The sequence below is a fragment of the Peribacillus sp. NPDC056705 genome (assembly GCF_043656335.1).
In genome coordinates this window covers 86,246-106,114 of the sequence record NZ_JBHTYI010000005.1, presented here as the reverse complement: position 1 = coordinate 106,114, position 19,869 = coordinate 86,246, and the positions used below count along the sequence as shown (strand labels likewise).

Annotated in this window: 17 protein-coding genes; 14 read left to right on the top strand and 3 right to left on the bottom strand. The window is 39.7% G+C overall.

Going from position 1 to position 19,869, the window contains the following annotated elements; all coding sequences use genetic code 11:
- The first annotated feature begins 627 nt into the window (after window positions 1-627).
- From ACFRAK_RS09000 to ACFRAK_RS08985, 4 genes are all read left to right on the top strand, one after another.
- The gene (locus tag ACFRAK_RS09000) at window positions 628-2,232 is read left to right on the top strand and encodes a sigma-54 interaction domain-containing protein (RefSeq protein WP_394571634.1); all 1,605 of its coding nucleotides are present in this window, start codon (window positions 628-630) and stop codon (window positions 2,230-2,232) included.
- A gap of 131 nt (window positions 2,233-2,363) precedes the next feature.
- On the top strand, window positions 2,364-3,515 hold the full coding sequence (locus ACFRAK_RS08995; protein WP_387597350.1) for an iron-containing alcohol dehydrogenase: 1,152 nt from the start codon (window positions 2,364-2,366) through the stop codon (window positions 3,513-3,515).
- Between the two features lie 14 nt (window positions 3,516-3,529).
- Window positions 3,530-4,918 carry a hypothetical protein gene (locus tag ACFRAK_RS08990; protein ID WP_387597347.1) on the top strand — a complete coding sequence of 463 codons (1,389 nt, stop codon included), beginning with the start codon at window positions 3,530-3,532 and terminating at the stop codon, window positions 4,916-4,918.
- Entirely contained in the window at window positions 4,915-6,354 is a 1,440-nt protein-coding gene (locus tag ACFRAK_RS08985) for an NAD-dependent succinate-semialdehyde dehydrogenase (RefSeq protein WP_394571633.1), read from the top strand. Before ACFRAK_RS08990 ends, ACFRAK_RS08985 begins: the two co-directional genes overlap by 4 nt.
- Before the next feature lie 331 nt (window positions 6,355-6,685).
- Here ACFRAK_RS08985 and anmK read toward each other — a convergent pair whose 3' ends face one another.
- Window positions 6,686-7,846, bottom strand: coding sequence for an anhydro-N-acetylmuramic acid kinase AnmK (gene anmK / locus ACFRAK_RS08980; protein WP_387597342.1), 1,161 nt, complete (start codon window positions 7,844-7,846; stop codon window positions 6,686-6,688).
- 149 nt (window positions 7,847-7,995) lie between these two features.
- Complete coding sequence (locus tag ACFRAK_RS08975; RefSeq protein WP_387598187.1) at window positions 7,996-9,606, bottom strand: glycoside hydrolase family 10-like protein; 1,611 nt, start codon at window positions 9,604-9,606, stop codon at window positions 7,996-7,998.
- Window positions 9,607-9,935: 329 nt separating this feature from the next.
- Between ACFRAK_RS08975 and murQ the strand changes: the two genes are divergently transcribed.
- The 10 genes from murQ (at window position 9,936) to ACFRAK_RS08925 (ending at window position 18,471) form a co-directional block, all read left to right on the top strand.
- Window positions 9,936-10,820 carry an N-acetylmuramic acid 6-phosphate etherase gene (murQ, locus tag ACFRAK_RS08970; RefSeq protein WP_387707773.1) on the top strand — a complete coding sequence of 295 codons (885 nt, stop codon included), beginning with the start codon at window positions 9,936-9,938 and terminating at the stop codon, window positions 10,818-10,820.
- Window positions 10,821-10,861: 41 nt separating this feature from the next.
- Window positions 10,862-11,167, top strand: coding sequence for a PTS sugar transporter subunit IIB (locus tag ACFRAK_RS08965; protein WP_061463755.1), 306 nt, complete (start codon window positions 10,862-10,864; stop codon window positions 11,165-11,167).
- Between the two features lie 49 nt (window positions 11,168-11,216).
- A complete protein-coding gene (locus ACFRAK_RS08960) occupies window positions 11,217-12,506 on the top strand; it encodes a PTS sugar transporter subunit IIC (RefSeq protein ID WP_387597337.1) in 1,290 nt (429 codons plus the stop codon).
- A gap of 70 nt (window positions 12,507-12,576) precedes the next feature.
- Entirely contained in the window at window positions 12,577-12,861 is a 285-nt protein-coding gene (locus ACFRAK_RS08955) for a hypothetical protein (RefSeq protein WP_387597334.1), read from the top strand.
- 40 nt (window positions 12,862-12,901) lie between these two features.
- Window positions 12,902-14,248, top strand: a complete 1,347-nt coding sequence (locus ACFRAK_RS08950; RefSeq protein ID WP_387597331.1) for a 6-phospho-beta-glucosidase — start codon at window positions 12,902-12,904, stop codon at window positions 14,246-14,248.
- A gap of 80 nt (window positions 14,249-14,328) precedes the next feature.
- On the top strand, window positions 14,329-14,658 hold the full coding sequence (locus tag ACFRAK_RS08945; protein WP_076365914.1) for a PTS lactose/cellobiose transporter subunit IIA: 330 nt from the start codon (window positions 14,329-14,331) through the stop codon (window positions 14,656-14,658).
- A 15-nt stretch (window positions 14,659-14,673) separates the two neighbouring features.
- Window positions 14,674-15,759 (top strand): DUF871 domain-containing protein, encoded by a 1,086-nt coding sequence (locus ACFRAK_RS08940; RefSeq protein ID WP_387597328.1) that lies wholly within the window; start codon window positions 14,674-14,676, stop codon window positions 15,757-15,759.
- Window positions 15,760-15,817: 58 nt separating this feature from the next.
- Window positions 15,818-16,714, top strand: coding sequence for an N-acetylglucosamine kinase (locus ACFRAK_RS08935; protein WP_387597325.1), 897 nt, complete (start codon window positions 15,818-15,820; stop codon window positions 16,712-16,714).
- Between the two features lie 25 nt (window positions 16,715-16,739).
- The gene (locus ACFRAK_RS08930; protein ID WP_192205229.1) at window positions 16,740-17,606 is read left to right on the top strand and encodes a MurR/RpiR family transcriptional regulator; all 867 of its coding nucleotides are present in this window, start codon (window positions 16,740-16,742) and stop codon (window positions 17,604-17,606) included.
- Between the two features lie 127 nt (window positions 17,607-17,733).
- Entirely contained in the window at window positions 17,734-18,471 is a 738-nt protein-coding gene (locus ACFRAK_RS08925; RefSeq protein WP_387597323.1) for a GntR family transcriptional regulator, read from the top strand.
- A 174-nt stretch (window positions 18,472-18,645) separates the two neighbouring features.
- Here ACFRAK_RS08925 and ACFRAK_RS08920 read toward each other — a convergent pair whose 3' ends face one another.
- Window positions 18,646-19,851 carry an MFS transporter gene (locus tag ACFRAK_RS08920; RefSeq protein ID WP_260287690.1) on the bottom strand — a complete coding sequence of 402 codons (1,206 nt, stop codon included), beginning with the start codon at window positions 19,849-19,851 and terminating at the stop codon, window positions 18,646-18,648.
- Window positions 19,852-19,869: the final 18 nt, after the last annotated feature.

The window sequence follows — 19,869 nt, the reverse complement described above, 5'->3', positions numbered from 1 at the left end:
AATAAAAAATCCGACCCCCTTTAGGTTAATCAATGGCAGCCTAAATATTACGAACCAAATGGTTCGCTTGCATTAGTTGGTCTCGCTGAATAGAAATATGTAAAAAAAGCATCCTCATCATCTCAGGTCTTAACCCTTCTATTTTAAATAATAGTTCTGTCTAAATGTTAAAACAATGTTGATTGGAGTGGGTGAGCGAGACTCCTGCTTAGAAAAGCGCGTTCAATGGAGAACCTACAGGCGCAAAAGCGCCGAGGAGGCTCCCGGACCGCCCGCGGAAAGCGAGCGCCTGGAGCGGAAATCAACGGACTAATTGTAAAAAAGCCATATGTGGAAAGATGGTCAAAATACATATGAACACCTTCAACTCCTTAGATATGGTTTCTATCAAATAATGGAGAGTTGAGGATCCAAAGGAACAGGCTTTTTCGTACAACAAAAGGGGAATTTTTCCTTTGGTGATTGAAAATGGATTTGAGCATAAAAAACACCATTGGTATGATTAAAGTGTCATTCCGGTGCATATTTATCGCTTTAATCAGAAATAGCATATATGGATTGATTTGTTTTATCGGTTTAGCATTTATACATAGTATCATAAAGGGATCAGGTTAGGAGTGGATATTGATGACTAAGTTTTATTCGGATATGACAGTGGAGGAAGCAATATCATGTTTTCCCATAGGAAGCACAGAAGTGGAAGTTTTGGATGATTCAGAAGTTTTCATCGGATTTTTGACAATAGAGGCGTTATCTGCGGCAGTGCAACAGAGTGATTTGACGAAGCCCATTTCCCATTTCATTACTGTGAATGCACAACTACAAAATTTACGCAATTACTCCATACCATATGAACAATTTCAAGCATTCTTTGAGAGTGATTTATGCAGGGTTGTATTTAATGCCCTGTATGACGGCGTATATATCACGGATGGTGCTGGAACGACATTATTTATCAATCAAGCTTACCAGCGTATTACCGGAATAAGAGAAGAGGAAATTATCGGAAAACCGATGAGTTATTTAATTGAGCAGGGTATGATATCCGTTTCCGCTTCATTGGACTCTATCCTGACGAAAAATCAAGTTACTTTGACGCAAAGAATCCGAAATGGAAGAAAGATTATCGTATCGGCCACACCTATTCTATCGCCACAGAACGAAGTCATATTTGTCATAAATAGTGTAAGGGATATAACTGAATTAATCCGGATGAAGTATACGATTGACAGTCAAAAGCTATCCTTCCAACCTATTTCTCAATTATTGCCTGGCTCGGAACAGGTCAATTTACAAGAAATAATCATTGGGCCTTCTACAACTCCCTTATTTAAACTGGCAGATAAAGTAGCTAAAACGGATGCGAAAATCTTGTTACAGGGGGAAACGGGAGTAGGGAAGAGTTTAATCGCCAAGTACATACATGCCAAAAGCTCCAGGAAGGAAAAAATTTTCCTTGAATTAAATTGCGGGGCGATCCCTGCGAGCTTGGTGGAATCTGAACTTTTTGGATATGAACCAGGGGCGTTTACCGGATCCCTTAAGAATGGGAAAATGGGGATTTTCGAGAAAGTGAATGGTGGCACGTTATTTTTGGACGAAATTGGGGATTTACCTTTAGAGTTACAGGTGAAACTTTTGAAAGTGGTAGAAGAAAACAAGTTCATGAGAGTAGGTTCTACCGAAATGAAAGAGGTGGATGTCAGGTTAATTACAGCCACCCATCGGGATCTTGCCTCCCTCGTTCAAGAAGGGTCTTTCCGCGAAGATCTATATTACCGGCTTAATATCGTATCATTTGAAGTCCCGCCCTTACGCCAGCGAAAGGAAGAAACGATCCCACTTTTAGAAATGTATTTGAAAAAATTCAATGAAAAATATAATGAAAAGAAAAAGATGACACCTGAATGCTATGAATGGCTGACGAACTATTCGTGGCCTGGTAATATACGTGAGCTCGCGAGCCTTGCAGAGCGACTGGTCGTCACGACTTATGACGATACGATTGATTTGCCTAATTTACCATCTTTCATCCAGCCGGTCATATCAAAAAAAACTACAAAACATTCATTGAAGGATGCCGTTTCCGAGCTGGAGCGATCCCTGATCCTGAATGCGATGAAAAAATATGGGACTACAAGGGCTGCGGCCATCTCATTGGATATCAGTCAAAGCTCTTTAGTGCAAAAAATGAAAAAATTTCACATTCGATTAGAAAACGAATCGAATTAGTTTTTTTGATTTGATTTCTACTCGTAATTTCTCTTGTTATCCACGAAAAAAAGGCTATCCCCCTGATAAATTAAGCGTTTTCACTTTGGCATGATTCCTGCATTAGTAAAAACATGAAAGGGGAGATGACCATGAATATTTCTATTTTTTCAATGGCTAACAAATTGGTGACAGGATCAGATTCTTTACAGCAGCTGACTGATGAGGTCAAGCGATTAGGGATGAAGAATCCGTTGATAGTTACAGATAAAATTTTACTGGATGCCGGGGTGGTGCAAAAGGTTGAGGATCTACTTTCATCAGCATACGGTATTTTCTCGGATGTGAATCCTGAACCGGAAATTGAAATCGTTGAGCTATGTGTACGGTCTATCAGGGAGGGAAATCATGATGGACTGATTGCGGTAGGCGGGGGTAGTGCGATGGATATTGCGAAAGCCTCTTCCGTCATGGCTACAAATTCAGGTAGCATCGAGACATATTTCGGTACGAATTTGATTGAAGTTCCGGGTCTGCCTTTAATAGCCATACCGACGACGGCCGGAACCGGGTCTGAAGTGACGAATATTTCGATTTTATCGGACAAAAAAGAACAGGTGAAGAAGGGGATTGTTAGTACATATCTTTTACCGGATGTAGCGATCGTATCGCCTGTCATGACGCTGACTTGCCCGCCAAGTGTGACGGCTGCGAGCGGAGTGGATGCACTTGTCCATGCGGTAGAGGCTTATATTTCCAAATTTGCTTCGCCCGTTACAGATGCTTTGGCAATTGGTGCCATGAAGTTAATCGCAAAAAATTTACCAAAGGCTTATGCTGCACCAGATAATCTGGAAGCACGTGAAGCCATGATCACGGGAAGCCTAATGGCAGGGTTAGCTTTTGGAAATGCAGGTGTTGGAGCTGTCCATGCCTTAGCTTATCCTCTTGGAGGCCGCTTCCATCTATCACATGGAGTCAGCAATTCATTATTACTGCCATTTGTCATGAAGTGGAATAAAATTGCATGTTTGGAAAGGTTCAGAGACATTGCTGAAGCACTTGGAGAGAAAGTCAATCATTTAAATGACGATGAGGCAGCGGATAAAGCTATAGAAGCGATGACCAGAATATGCCGTTACGTAGATATACCTGAGTCACTAAGAGAATTTGACATTCCTGAATCGGCTTTAAGTGAAATGGCCGCTGAGGCCATCAAACAAGTCCGTTTACTTCGCAATAATCCCCGTGCATTAAACGTTCGGGATATCGAAAAAATTTATCGTTCAGCCTATGGCTTTTAAGTGGAGGAAACAATATGAAATGGAAAAACCGTCGCTACGGAGATGAAACATCGTATATACCTGCGGGACCTTTTAAGATTAGACTTCCATTTGTCCATTATCGTTTTGAGTGGCCTGACTATGTTCAAGGGTTATTGATGTGTGCAGTTGACCTTGGAGCGATTACGCTGCTTGCAGACCATCTGGGGATGCCTTTTGATGTAGCTCTAGCCGTCGTTGTCTTGAATGGATTATTGTATTTAGCACATCATTTACTCGGGGACCCAGTAATACCAGGTTGGATTACACCTGCAGTTCCACTGCTTGTATTGTTCGTCGGGCAATTTCCGGAAGGACCTGATCGAGTCTATGCACTCGTTGCATTTCAATTAACATTAGGTATTTTATCAATAGTGCTTGGAATGACCGGACTTGCGAGTAAGGTCGTACGATTAGTGCCGAATGCAATTAAATCGGGCATCATTTTAGGGGCAGGAATTGGTGCTGTCGTATCCATTTTCGAAGTGGGTGGAAAGTTTGATTTATTTCCTTATACAATAAGCATTTGCATCGGATTTGCCTTTTACTTGCTTTTTTCAAAAAATTTCGGGAAATTAAAAATGCGAAATAAAATTTGGGTATTCATAGGCAATTTAGGGATATTGCCAGCAATCTTGCTTGCTGTTTTTGTAGCCCCTATTTTTGGTGAAGCAAAATGGCCTGATATTCAATGGGGTTTCAGCAGTCCGGACTTTGCTACGCTTTGGTCGGACTATACTGTGTTCGGTTTAGGTTTCCCTGCCTTGACCTTCTTTTTAAGTGCGATTCCAGCTGTTTTTGCCACTTATTTAGTGGTATTCGGGGATGTGCTGAAAACAAAAGCGTTGCTTTCTGAATCCGATGAGGTCAGGGAGGATGAAAAAGTGGACTATAATCCAAACAGAGCTCATTTAATTTTTGGCGGCCGAAATGTGATCATGAGTTTTATCGGACCTGATATAACGATGTGCGGTCCGTTGTGGGCAGCCATGCAGGTCGTGGTTGTGGAACGGTTCAAAAATGGCAAGAAAGCGATGAATTCTTTCTTCGGCGGTGCGGGCTCGTTCCGTTGGGGTACGAATACAGGGTTATTCTTATTGCCGGTAGTCAGCTTGGTTGAACCGATTCTCGGTGTGGCCTTGGCCCTAACGCTTTTGGTTCAAGGGTATGTTAGCGTACGCGTCGGTGTGATGCAGGCGAAGAGCCAACGCGACCTGGGAATTGCAGGGGTCGTCGCTGCCATCCTTGTTATAAAAGGTGCTGGAATGGCGTTTGCAGCGGGAATTCTATTATGTGTCCTTCTATATGGCAGGGACTTTTTCAAAGGTGAGAATGATAAGACTTTTACAGAGCATGCAGAAGAAGAGGAGATTAAAGCAGGATGAAAAAAGTAGTGGAAAAATGGCCAATTTATATAAACGGCGAACCTGTTCATACAGAGCGTCATTTTGTAGTGGAAAATCCAGCAACATTGGAGCCTGTGGGTTATGTTCCGGACGCTAACGAAAAAGAGGCAAAGGCCGCTGTGGATGCAGCTCAAGCTGCTTTTCTGACTTGGTCGAAAACCAGTGCTTACCATAGGGCGGAATTACTTGAGAAGTGGTACACGATCATTGAGAACAGGCTGGATGAAATCGCAACGATCATGACACTGGAACAAGGAAAGCCATTGGCCGAAGCAAAAGGTGAAATGAAATATGCTTCAAGTTTCGTGAAATGGTTTGCTGAAGAGGCAAAGCGTAACTATGGGGAGATCATTCCAGCCTCTGTTGCTTCAAAACGTATTTTAGTGCAAAAGCAGGCAGTCGGTGTCGTCGCTGCCATTACCCCGTGGAACTTTCCTGCTGCCATGATCACGAGGAAAGTGGCTCCAGCCCTTGCTGCAGGATGTACAGTGGTCATCAAACCAGCGGAACAAACGCCTTTGACCGCTTTGCTATTAGTTGAAAGTGCCCAGGAAGCAGGCATTCCGGCCGGAGTGATAAATATTGTGACAACACAAAAACCGGGAGATGTGTCAGACGTCTGGATGAATGATTCACGTGTTAAAAAGATCACATTTACTGGCTCCACTCCTGTAGGGAAACATTTAATGAAAAAGGCAGCAGAAACAGTAAAGAAAGTCTCGCTTGAACTCGGTGGATTGGCTCCGTTCATCATTGCTGAAGATGCGAATATCGAAGAAGCAGTAACCGGTTTGATTCAATCGAAATTCAGGAATGCGGGACAAACATGTATTTGTGCGAACCGAATATTCGTCCATGAGACAATTGAACAGCCGTTTTTACAAGCTTTTAAAGAAGCCGTTTTAGCTTTGAAGGTTGGAAATGGTATGGAAGGGACCGACCTTGGTCCATTGATAGATGGAGCCGCAGTTGAAAAAGTCCAACATCAATTAGAGGATGCTGCAAGTAAAGGGGCCATCATCCATAAAACCTCAAAAGTCGATGAAAAACAAGGCTATTTTATCGCACCAGCCATACTTTCCAATGTTACGGATGATATGCTGTGCATGCAGGAAGAAACGTTTGGGCCAATTGCACCGGTCAGTACATTCAAAACCGATCAAGAGGCGATCGATCGGGCCAATAACACGAATTTTGGCCTGGCAGCTTATGTGTATACAGAGTCATTAAATAAGGCAGTTGCCTATTCGGATAGTCTTGAATATGGAATCGTCGGTATTAATGACAGTGCCCCATCCACTGCCCAAGCCCCATTTGGAGGCATGAAGGAAAGTGGTATAGGCAGGGAAGGGGGACACTACGGCATGGATGAATATTTAGAAGTGAAGTATGTCTCCATGCTGCTAGGCAAGTAAATAAATAGAATGGAATAGTCCACCATGATTTTCAGGTGTTCAAAAAGAGCAGAAGGCACATCAAATATTGATGTGCTTTCTGCTCTTTTCCAATGGTTAAAAAGCATACATACCTTCAATGGAAAATCCAATCGTGACGTTATTTTCTTCAAATAGCTGCTTCAGGATAAATAAACCAAGTGGGTGGTCCATTTACGGTTATATACGGGGGGCATCGCTATCATACTAGGTGATTGCCATAATAGTGAATTTATGACGGATCAAATGAAAAAACCCCTTAAGAAATCCAAGGGGGAAGGGAGGCTTTTATTAAACCTATTTTATCTTATGTTTATTTGCTAATCCGATGTAAAGGAGGGAAGGTCATGTTTCCAAGGATGACATTGAATTCAGCTCCGGTAGCCTTGGGAACGTTACTTGTATTACCATGGAAGGTCTCATTTGCAAGTAATGCAAAGGCCACCGCTTCTTTCGCTTCGGAAGAGTATCCCAAATCTTCTTGAGTCAAGACTTGTATGGAATTCCCAAGCATTGATTGAATCATATTTAATAACGTTTTGTTATAGCTTCCACCTCCGCCAATAATCACTTCTTCAATATTGGTTTTTGGAAAGATGAAATTTCGATAGTTCTCCACAATGGACTTTGCTGTAAACATCGTTACTGTTGCTAAAATATCTTGACTTGGAAGTGATTCAAACATCTTTAATAGTTTTACTACATATTCCTTGCCAAACAATTCCCTGCCAGTTGATTTTGGTGGACGGCTCATAATATAAGGATGACTGATGCAATAAGATAAAAGTTCTTCATTGATTTTTCCTTGTTTAGCTATGTTACCACCTTCGTCATAGCTTATATTGAACAATTGGCGGCATACTTCATCAATGATCATATTCCCAGGCCCTGTATCAAAAGCATACATGTCATCAAGAGATGCTTGCTTGGGTAAGACGGTAACATTTCCAATGCCCCCTATGTTTTGAAGTAATCTTCCCTTCCCTTCACTTCTATAAAGAATGTATTCGGTAAAAGGAACAAGAGGAGCTCCTTGTCCACCAGCTGCCATGTCCATCGTACGAAAATTTGAGATAACAAGTGTGTTTGTATCGTGAGCAATTACTGCAGCTTCCCCAATTTGCAAAGTGGAGGGTATATAATTTTGGTCCTTTAAAGGCTGATGGTAAATGGTTTGTCCATGGGATCCAATAAGATCCAGATTATTAATGGGAAATCCAGCTTTATGACAAACTTCCTTTACCGCATTGGCGAATAATTTTCCTAATTTAAAATTCAAACTGCATATTAATTGAACATTGGATGTGTCTGCAGATAAAGACTGCATAATTTCTTTTTCAATATCTTTTGGAAAAGGGCATGTCATGAACTCAATCATTTCCATTTCAGTCTCGAGTCCACTATTATTCACCCGAACAAGTGCGGCATCAATTCCATCCAGTGATGTTCCGGACATTAATCCAACTATGTACATCGTCATTCCACCTACTTCGATTCTTTTATAATCCCAATTTAGCATCATAAACAGTAAATGGTACTAAGTTAAGACCATTTCTAACATATTGTTTTATATATAACTTATGTCCATTGTTCACTGACATGCTTCTTGAACCGTAAAGCTATTTATTTTACCTTTATATTAATCTGTTTAGTTTGTTTACTTTCATTGTGGGTTCGGTCTAAGGCAGTCACAACATATGTGTATGTCTTTCCTTTCTCTACACTGTTGTCAATATATAGTTGACGTTTATTTTCTTTATGCACTGTGGCAAGTAAGTTCGTTGAGTCTTCTATGTTTCCTTTTTTCTTCCCATCAAAACGATAAATGGCATAATAGGATGCATCTGATTGCTTGTGATCGTGAATTTCAAATTGTATTCCATCTCCTGCTTGTGTTGCCTTGCTCACCTTTGGAGCCTTTGGGGCATGATCATCGACCCAAGGCATGGCAGGAACCAATGCGGGATGCTTATAAATATCCTCACTTAAACGATCCGCAATCCCAAGGGGGTTTTTCCGTAAATCTTTGGCACTGAAATGCATGCTTCCATCAAATTCCTTATATGTTCGATTCAGTTTTAACTGGTTTGGCATTTCTTCGGGATTGAACCAGTTTTGGACACCATTGGACTCTGTATTAATTTTATAGTCTCCTTGTCCAATATAGAGTTGAACATTTTTACCTTCGACTTCTTTTGTCCACCAATCAAGAAGTTTGGCATAGTCAGCTACTGGCAATCCTATATTCCAATATAATTGAGGTGCAATATAATCAATGTATCCATTATTGATCCACGTCCTGGTATCCGCATATAAATCATCGTAATTCGTTTGTCCAGCGGCAGTGTCAGATCCTGTGGGATCAACTGCTTGGTTGCGCCAAACTCCAAATGGACTTATACCAAACTTCACATATGATTTTTCTGCCTTGATTTCTTCATTTATATTCTTAACAAGGTTATTTACATTATCCCTTCGCCAATCTTCCACATTTGTAAATCTACCTGCTCCATATTTTTGATAGGAAATTTCATCTGGGAATGGTACTCCTGCAATCTTGTAAGGATAGAAATAATCGTCCATATGGACTGCATCAATATCATAATTCTTAACAACTTCCATTATTCCATCGATCACAAACCGTTGTACGCCAGGAATGCCTGGGTCAAAGTACAACTGTTGCCCATAAGGTAAGACCCAATCAGGGTGCTTTCTAGCAGGATGAGATTCTGGAAGGTTATCAATATCCGATAATTCAGCTGTCTTGCCTAAAGGCATAGTAATGCGATATGGATTAAACCATGCATGAAATTCCATATTACGATCATGTGCTGCTTCTACCATGAATGCAAGAGGGTCATACCCAGGATCTTTTCCTTGGATTCCTGTTAAATATTTTGACCAAAGACCGTAATCAGATGGGTAAAAAGCATCTGCAGTTGGTTTAATTTGCATAACGACAGCATTCATCCCCATTGCTTTTTGTTCATCCAAATATTTTATGAATTCTTCTTTCTGTGCTGATATGGGTAAACCTGGTTTGGACGGCCAGTCAATATTTAACACAGTTGCAATCCAAGTTGCGCGCAGTTCCTGTTTTACATAAGTAGTTTGCTGAGGAATCGTCCCCGTTTCTGCATGTGCAATCAAATCGGATGGAAGGAGAAGTGATCCTCCCACTAAAGCGGCTAGCGCCAGTGAACCAAATCTTGTCTTTGTAATTCTTTCATTCATCAATAGTAAAACCTCATTTCATTAAATAGTTATATTTAATTATTTGTAAGCGTTAACAAATAATGAATATATGAATTTGTTACATATGAATAGTGAGATAAGATCTAAACAATAAAAAGAATCGGAGGTTTGGTTCATAAGATGGCTAGTCAGTTTACATTCCAATTTTAGTAGAAAGATAATAATCATTTAGCTATCTCCATTTATTTTAAAATTAATTTTTAAAAATGTATACACAATATTGAAATTAATTTTTAATAATGATATATTCTCTATAGCTAAAAAAAGTTTCACCACTTTCACCACTGAAATAAAAAAGGATGATATGTATGCTAGAGCATTTAACGACAGAGCGTCGTAATGAAAAGACCATGAGTTTGGATGAAATGGGAACACTTGAGTTTTTAGAGGTAATGAACGAAGAAGACATCAAAGTTGCCCATTGTGTAAAAAAAGAACTTCCGCAAATTTCTAAAGCCGTGGAGATGATCGTCGAAGCCATGAAAAAAAACGGCAGATTAATTTACATGGGTGCAGGAACAAGCGGGCGCATCGGTTTATTGGATGCGGTAGAATGTCCCCCGACATTCAATACCGATCCTAGTGAAGTAGTGGGTCTTATAGCTGGTGGGGAAAAGGCTTTCATTAAGGCAGTGGAAGGTGCTGAAGACAGTTTTGAATTAGGTCCTGAAGATTTGAAGAAAATCGAATTAACAAACAGGGACGTCGTAGTGGGCATTGCAGCCAGTGGTCGCACTCCATATGTTATTGCTGGATTGGAATATGCCAATCAAGTTGGTGCAGGAACTGTGTCGATAAGCTGTAACAAAGGTTCTGAGATAGGTAAGATTGCAAAAGTTGCGATTGAAGTTGTAAACGGGCCTGAAGTCCTGACGGGTTCTACACGTTTAAAAGCTGGAACATCGCAAAAGTTAGTATGCAACATGCTTTCCACCGCTTCAATGGTTGGAGTTGGAAAAGTTTATGGAAATTTAATGGTAGATTTACAGTTAACTAATGAAAAGCTAGTTGAACGTGCAAAACGTATTATCATGGATGCTACTGAATGTAGCTATGAAATTGCAGGTGAATTTTTAGAAAAGGCACATGCCCAGCCTAAGATCGCAATTGTCATGATTTTAACGAATGTATCATATGAAGAAGCCTCAAATCGTTTAGTGAAGGCACAAGGATTCATAAGAAAAACGATTTAACGCTTTTTATAAAAAAAATAAAAAAATTGGAGGAAAAAAGAATGAAGGTATTATTCGTATGTTCAGGTGGAATGTCTAGTGCAATCGTTGTAAGCGCTTTAAAGAAGGAAGGGGAAAAACAGGGTGTAACCATAGAAGTATTGGCAGTCGGCACTCAAGAATTTGATGCGGAAGTACGAAATGGCTGGGATGTTGCAATGGTAGCTCCGCAAGTCAAACATCGTTTCGATGGCTTTAAGGCATCGGCAGATGAAGCGGGCGTCCCATGTGAAGCCATACCAGCCCAAGCTTACAGCCCTCTTGGCGGACCTAAACTACTAAAACTGGTAACGGAACTAGCAAAATAATAAACTAATTACTATTTCTTTTCACTAAACGTAAAAGGGGAAAACACGAATGGACAAGTTTGTAGCTTTTTTAGAAAATAATCTTTCAACACCTATGGCTAAATTGTCTGAGCAAAAACATTTACGCGCAATTCGGGATGGAGTGGTTTCTGCGTTACCTTTCATCATCTTTGGCAGTTTATTCTTGATCATCGCATTTCCGCCCGTTGCAGCAGATACTGCATTAGGTGAATGGTCTGCAAAACATATAGCTGAAATTTTAATACCATATCGATTAACGATGTTCATCATGACGCTATATATTACTTTTGGTATAGGCTACAGTTTATCTCAAAGCTATAAACTTGATCCGCTATCTGGAGGTTTACTATCATTAGCAGCCTTCTTGTTCACAATTGGTGTAAAGACGATGGATGATGTGGGATTTGTTCTGCCAATGACAAATCTCGGCGGCCATGGTCTTTTTGTAGGAATGATTGTATCCATTTTTGCTGTCGAAATTTTACGTCTTTGTAAGACAAAAAATATCACAATCAAAATGCCGGATTCTGTTCCAACTTCAGTGGCCCGTTCATTTGAAGCATTAATACCAGTTTCAATTGTACTGCTTGTTATGACTTTAATTACAGTCGTTTTTGCTGTTGATTTACACTCACTTGTCGATAAAGCGGTTGCACCACTCATCAGTGCAGGCGATACATTGCCAGGTGTATTAATTCCAGTATTTTTGATTACATTCTTTTGGTCATTTGGTATTCATGGCGTATCAGTCGTAGGTGCCGTAGCTCGTCCGGTTTGGGAAGTATACTTGGGAAATAACTCTGCTGCGGTTGCTGCTGGAAAGGCAATTCCCCACATCGCTCCTGAAACATTTTTCCAATGGTTTATTTGGATTGGCGGGTCTGGTGCAACATTGGGTTTAGTAATAGCCATGCTCTTAACGGCAAAGTCCACCTATAGTAAAGCAATGGGGAAAGCAACAATTGTACCAAGCATTTTTAACATCAATGAACCTGTCATCTTTGGGATGCCGATTGTACTGAACCCGGTACTGATTATTCCATTTATCATTACACCGCTAATTGGTGCAACACTTGCCTATATAGCAACGTCCATCGGACTGGTGAACCCGACTTATGTAATGGTTCCCTGGACACTGCCCGCTCCAATAGGTGCCTACCTTTCAACAGGCGGTGATTGGAGAGCCATTGTTCTGGTGATGGTGAATTTAACCATTTCCGTTATTATTTATCTGCCATTCTTTAAGATGTACGATAAAAAGCTTTTAGCGCAAGAAAACATGGTAGAAACAACGGATCATAAAAATATCGCTTTATAAGGAATACCTAAAAGGGAGTTTGGGACTAAATGCTCCAAACTCCTTTTATGAATTGAGAGGGGGAATGAACATGAATTCAACTTCCAGAATCCACTTTTTTAGTTACAAAAGTGCCTTACTATTTTTTAGCTTCATTCTTGTTTTTAATTTTATCTTTAACAGATTAATGGATGCCTTTGAGATAAATGAACAATTATCACTATACATGGGAAATACCTTTGCCATAAGCGCAGGATTGACGATGGTTGTTTGTTTTGTTGAAGGTAAGTTTAAAAACAAGAAACAAGCAGGACTATTATTCTTGTCTTTATTAGCGGTAAGCGCATTGGTTTGTTATGCAATCATCTATAAATAAATGAAGAATTCAGATTAGCTTACAATGAGGTGTTAGGGGAATGGAAATGAAAAACGGGTTGAAGATTGCCACGATTGGTGGAGGCTCCAGTTATACACCAGAATTAATAGAAGGTTTTATTAAACGATATAAGGAGTTGCCTATTAGGGAATTGTGGTTAGTGGATATTGAGGCAGGAAAAGAAAAACTGGAGATTGTAGGAACTTTAGCAAAACGTATGGTTGAAAAAGCAGGACTCCCAATGGAAATACATCTAACGTTAGATCGCCGTCAAGCCTTGCAAAATGCCGATTTTGTCACAACGCAAATGAGAGTGGGTTTACTTGATGCACGAATCAAGGACGAGCGGATCCCATTGGAATTAGGCTTAATTGGTCAAGAAACAAATGGCGCAGGAGGATTGTCCAAAGCATTACGAACTATCCCCATTCTTCTGGAAATTGCAGAAGAAATGCAAGAGCTCTGCCCGGATGCATGGTTAATTAATTTCACAAATCCAGCTGGGATGGTAACGGAAGCCCTTCTCCGCTACAGCAAGCATAAAAAAGTCATTGGGGTATGCAATGTTCCATTTAATATGCATATGTCTATTTCCAACATGCTTGGTGTTGATATGAAGAGAGTGCACATGGATTTCGCCGGGTTAAACCATATGGTATTCGGGATGCATGTGTTCGTTGATGATCAAGAAGTCACGGATAAAGTGCTTGAAATGCTTGGCAATCCTGAAATTCAACTGACGATGAAGAATATTGCCCCATTGGCTTGGAACAGAAGATTTTTGAAATCTTTAGGAGTGGTGCCTTGCCCGTACCATCGTTATTATTACAAAACAAAAACGATTTTAGAAGAAGAGTTGGAAGCATTCAAATCTGGGGAAACTCGAGCGGAAGTTGTGAAAAAACTGGAAGAAGGTTTGTTTGACCTATACAAGGATGAAACCCTTGACATCAAGCCTCCGCAATTAGAGCAACGTGGTGGAGCTTACTATAGTGATGCAGCGTGTAACGTCATTTCTTCCATTTATAATGATAAAAAAGACATACAAGTGCTAAATGTACAAAACAAAGGATCGCTAACGGATATAGATTATGATTCAGCAGTCGAAGTAAGTTGTATCGTCACCAAAAATGGACCAATTCCTTTGTCTATGGGGAAATTACCCATACAAGTGCTTGGCTTAATTCAACAAATCAAATCATTTGAAAGAATTGGTGCTGAGGCAGCCGTTACAGGTTCTTATGATAAAGCGTTATTAGCTTTAACGATTAACCCGCTTATTCCAAGTGATGACTTGGCGGAAATTGTTTTACAAAAACTTTTAAAAGCGCATCAAGAATATTTACCACGATTTTTCAGTGAAAATGCTGTACCGAACATCAAGTGAATGGTGTTTTAAACAGTAAATTTGGATTACAGTATTCCAATGAACCTTCAAAATCTAACATAAAATAGGAGTGTAATGATATGTCAACTGAAATGAACAATAACGAAATGGAAATTTTTGAAATTATATCACATAGTGGAAATGCGAGAGGTTTAGCATTCGACGCACTGAAAGAAGCGGAAGAATTCAATTTTGAAAAGGCAGAGGATCTAATTAAACAGGGTCAGGAGGAATTGAACTTGGCCCATAAAACACAAACCAAACTGATTCAAGCAGAATTGAATGGAGTTCCAAGTGAGAAAACATTATTAATGATTCATGCTCAGGATCATTTGATGACGGCAATGAGTGAACAAAAGCTAATTGAACATATGATTCGCATTGTAAAAAAGCTAGCTCCACAACAGTAAAGAGGTGATTAAATAATGGGTAAACTCGGTATTTCTATCTATCCAGAGCATTCAACCGTTGAGAAAGACATGGAATACATTGCACTTGCACACAAATATGGATTCAAAAAGATCTTTACTTGCTTGCTATCCGTCGAAGGTGACAAAGAGAAGATTTTAAAAGAATTTAAAGAATCGATTCGTTATGCCAATCAATTGAATATGGAAGTGATGGTCGATATTGCTCCCCGAGTATTCGGTTCGCTAGGCATTTCTTATAATGACTTATCGTTTTTTGCAGAATTAGGTGCGTATGGGATCAGGCTGGACATGGGCTTTACAGGTAACGAAGAGTCGATTATGACACATAATCCATATGGTCTCAAAATTGAGATAAATATGAGCAATGCAACAAAATATTTAGAAAATATTATCGATTACAAACCAAATAAAGAGAATTTAGTAGGATCGCATAACTTCTATCCTCATCGCTATGCAGGGCTGAGCTATCCTCATTTTATAAAATGCTGTGAGTCATTCAAAATGCATAATATCCGCACGTCAGCTTTCATAAGCTCTCATGCAGCAACGTACGGACCTTGGCCTATAATGGAAGGATTATGTACATTGGAAATGCACCGGGAATTGCCCATTACGACACAAGCGAAACACTTGTATGCGACAGGGTTGATTGATGATGTAATTATTGCAAATGCCTACGCATCCGAAGATGAATTGAAGCAGCTTAGCCTGTTAAACAGCGGTCTGTTAACATTTAATGTTAACCTTCACGACACCATAACAGCTTTAGAGAAAAAAATAGTATTGGAAGAATTCCATTTTTACCGTGGTGATGTTTCCGATTACCTTATTCGCTCGACTCAATCACGCGTGAAATATAAGGGTGAAGAATTTAAACCAACATATACGCCTGATATTAGACGCGGTGATATTTTAATTGAAAATGAGCTCTATGGACAATATAAAGGGGAACTGCAGATTGCATTGAAGGAAATGAAGAATTCGGGGAAAACAAATGTAGTTGGCCGAATAGCGGAAGAGGAAATTTTTCTCCTCGATTATTTGGAACCATGGGGTAAATTCCAATTCAATGTTAATTGAGAATCTTCAAGGAAGGAAGGGTAATTTCCTTCCCTTTTTTACTGAATAGGAGAATGATATGAATTATATTATCGGTGTTGACGGCGGTGGCACTAAAACTGAAGCAGTGGCCTATGATTTAAAGGGAAATAAAATAAGTGTAGGCAAAGCGGGGTATGGTAACCTGCTTATAAATGAAAAACAAGCCATCTCTAACATTATACAGGCAATTGAACAATGCATAACCCCTATTGATAATGGAAGCTGCCATTACATTTGCTTAGGTTTAGCCGGGTATGGAGGAGTTGAAAATCCGCAGGGCATAAAACGTGCATTAAGCAAGGCCTTTAATGCCCCGTTCACGATTGTAAATGATGGAATTATCGCTCATGCTGCTTTACTAAAAGGAAATGATGGCATTTTGACCATATCCGGAACTGGATCTTTAAGTATCGGCATCCATAAAGGTATCGAGAAATCAGCTGGAGGCTGGGGACACATTCTTGGGGATGAAGGAAGTGGCTACTGGATCGCCATGCAGGCTTTTATAAAAATGACGAAAGAAGAGGATGAGGGATATGAATATAGCCATTTAACCGAGACAATACTTAAAAAACTTGGCTATCATAGTGTAATGCAACTGAAGAAATTCATTTATTCCGCCACGAAATCAGAGATTGCCGCGTTTGTTCCCCTAATTGTCCAACATGCGGAGAAGGGCGATGGTTTCTCGCAAAATATTCTGAATCAGGCCGGGTACCACCTTTCAAAACAAACGCTTGAGGTTATCAAGAAGTTAAAGTTAAGTGAGAATGTTACAATTGCAATAAAAGGTAGCATATTGACAAATATACCATTGGTGCAAAGCTCTTTCATCAATCATATTAAACTTAAAAAACCAAATGTGAAATTTGTTTTGGATGACGTATCAGCTACCTTGGGTGGTTACTACATAGCAATGAAGCAGTTAAAGTAAGTAAAGATCAAGGAGAGTAAACCATATGCCCGTTGAAAATATTTTATTGAGAATTGAAAGTTTATTGAACCAGTTGCCTAATTCAGAAAGGAAAATTGCCCAATATATCTTGGAAAATCCACAAGATATTATAAGAATGACGATACATGAATTAGCTGACCATGCCAATGCCAGCAGTTCTGCAGTAACGAGATTCTGTCATTCGATAAAAGTTAACAGTTTTTCTGAACTGAAGGTATCCCTATCATCACTGATTTCCCAACCGGAGAAAAAAGGTTTCCATGATATTGAGCCTAATGAAACAATAGCGTCCATCAAAAATAAAATAGTGTCCAACTCTGTCCAAGCTATACAGGAAACGGCACATTATTTGGATGAGACCGTTCTTGACAATATCATTGAAACCATGAGAAGTGCAGATGTGATTTATGTTTATGGATTAGGGGCATCATGGCTTGTTGCTGAAGATATTACACAGAAATGGTTACGGTTAGGAAAGATAGTAAGTGCTAATCAAGACCCGCATATTACGGCCACAGCACTCGCTGCATCATCAAAGAATACCGTTTTTTTCTGTATTTCCAATAGTGGCGAAACTGAAGAAGTTCTGGAACTCGTTGATATTGCTAAAGCATATGGAATTAAAACAATTGGTTTATCACGATTGGGGAACAATGGGCTAACTAAAAAAGTTGATATGTCCCTAAATCATGTACGTGCTCCTGAGGCAAAATTCCGAAGTGCTGCAACAAGTTCGCTTTTTGCACAATTTCTAACGGTCAGCATTATTTTCTATGCGTACGTTTCAAAATTCTATAATGAAAATAAAAATGAAATTGAACGTTCAAGGGAATCGGTATTGAAATTCACAAAAAGGAATTTGGATACTTAAATATAAGTCTTGTCTTATCGTGTTTATTAGCATGGATAGGGATATCGAACGGAATTTTAGCTTGAGATGTTTCCGAACAGTATGCCTTGTAAAATTTACATCACGATGAAAGGAAGATGTACGCTAAATGATCCAAAAGAATTCCCCGAGTCCCATTTATCATCAACTTGAAGAGGAGATTAAAGGAGCGATTCAAAGTCTTGAATTGGTGCCAGGAGAGATGATTCCTTCAGAAAAAGAATATACTGAAAAATATGGAATAAGCAGGATGACTGTGAGACAGGCGATTTCTAACCTCGTAAATGGCGGTTATTTATACAGGCAGCGCGGAAAAGGAACTTTTGTTGCCCAACAAATATTGGAGCAGCCCTTGCAAGGATTAACAAACTTTTCGGAGGATATGATATCAAGAGGACATAAACCAAGTACACGAGTCATCAGTTTTACAGAGGTCAATGCTGATCATGAACTTGCTGCAAAGCTTGAGGTTGAAGAAGGAACTCCTATTTTCGAACTGGAACGTGTAAGGCTTGCTGATCAGTTGCCGATGGCATTTGAAAGGCTATACATCTCAAAAGATATTGCCCCGGATCTAACGGAAGAAATGGCCGTGAGTTCCATACATGACTATGTTAAAAAAACCTTCGGCTTACAAATCCAACATGGCAGACAGATAATTGAAGCCTCCATCGCTCAAAAAAAAGAGGCGGAAATGCTCGAGGTAGTCGAAGGTTCCCCTATATTGCTGATAGAACGAAGAATTTTCCTGGATACGAATCGACCCCTTGGGATTGTCAGATCTTTCTACCGTGCAGATCGATATAAATTCAGAATTAATTTGGAGCGTATATCACCAGTAATATAAAACAGAATCCCACTTTTTAATAATAATAATAGCAAAAATGACTAATCTGGATAAGTTAAACCCCTTGCCCAATATGGACAAGGGGTTTTTTAGAATATCATTTTTCAAGTTTGAGAGTTTTCCAGCCCGAAAAGGAAAGGTGCTTTTAAAATCTAAGAAATTCGATCCGGGACATTAATATTTCGCTAAGCTTTCTGTCAATCGGTTTTCTTTCCAAATGACTGTAATGCCAAGGCCAATGACGATAATGACAGCAGCGAAAAGATAAGGGTAGTGAATGTTTATGTCAAACAGCAATCCTCCCATGGATGGACCGGCGATATTTCCTAAGCTCGTATAGGTGGAGTTCATTCCAGCAACGAATCCTTGTTCTTTCCCGGCAGCTTTTGATAAAAATGTCGTCAAAGCCGGACGAAGCAGGTCAAATGCAAGGAAGATGAAGCAAGTTACCACTAGAACTGCCAAAAAGCTGGAAATCATAGTGGACGCTACCGCAAAAATGGCACCGACAATTAAACATAATTGGATAAGCTTCTTTTCGCCGAGAATATCCACCAGTTTTCCAAACATGAATACTTGCACAATAACTCCGAAAATAGAGCTTATTGTAATGATTATTGCAATATCCTTCGGCGTGAAGCCGAATTTATGATCAGAAAATAGGCTAAAAACAGTTTCATAGGCTGATAAACCAAAAGCGAGTACAAATACGATGATGAACGCAATAAAGTAAAGCGGGTTTAGTGATTTTTTTAAATCGCCTATAAAGTTTGTTTGGTTAATATTTGCAGAAACTTTTGCAAGCTGTTCCTTTGTCATCGGCTCTTTTAAAATGAATATTGATGAAAGGCATGCTAAAAAAGCAATGGCCGCTGCAAGGAAGAAAGGCAAGCGTATACCATATTCTGCAACAAAGCCACCGATCCCTGGTCCAATTATAAAGCCCAAGCTAATGGCGGCTGAAATATAGCCCATTGCTTTTGGCCTTTCCTGAACGGATGTAATATCCGCAACATATGCAGTAACACCTGGCATGATAAAGGCGGCACTTATTCCCCCTAGGACCCTTGATAAATAAAACACCGATACGTTTGTCCCTACACCGAAGATAAGTTCTGAAACACCAAAAAGGAATAAGCCGATGATGATGATTTTCTTTCTCCCATAACGGTCAACCCAACGACCTGCGAATGGAGACATAACAAGCTGTGATACCGCAAATACGGCAACAAGATAGCCCATCGTACTTCCTGATAAATGCATGATATTCATAAATGACGGCATGACGGGGATGATGAGTCCAATTCCCAGAAAAGCAATGAATATATTGCTTAGAAGAATAATTAATACCGCCTTTTGTTCTTTAATTGGTTTATTCATGTGTTAACACCACTTTCT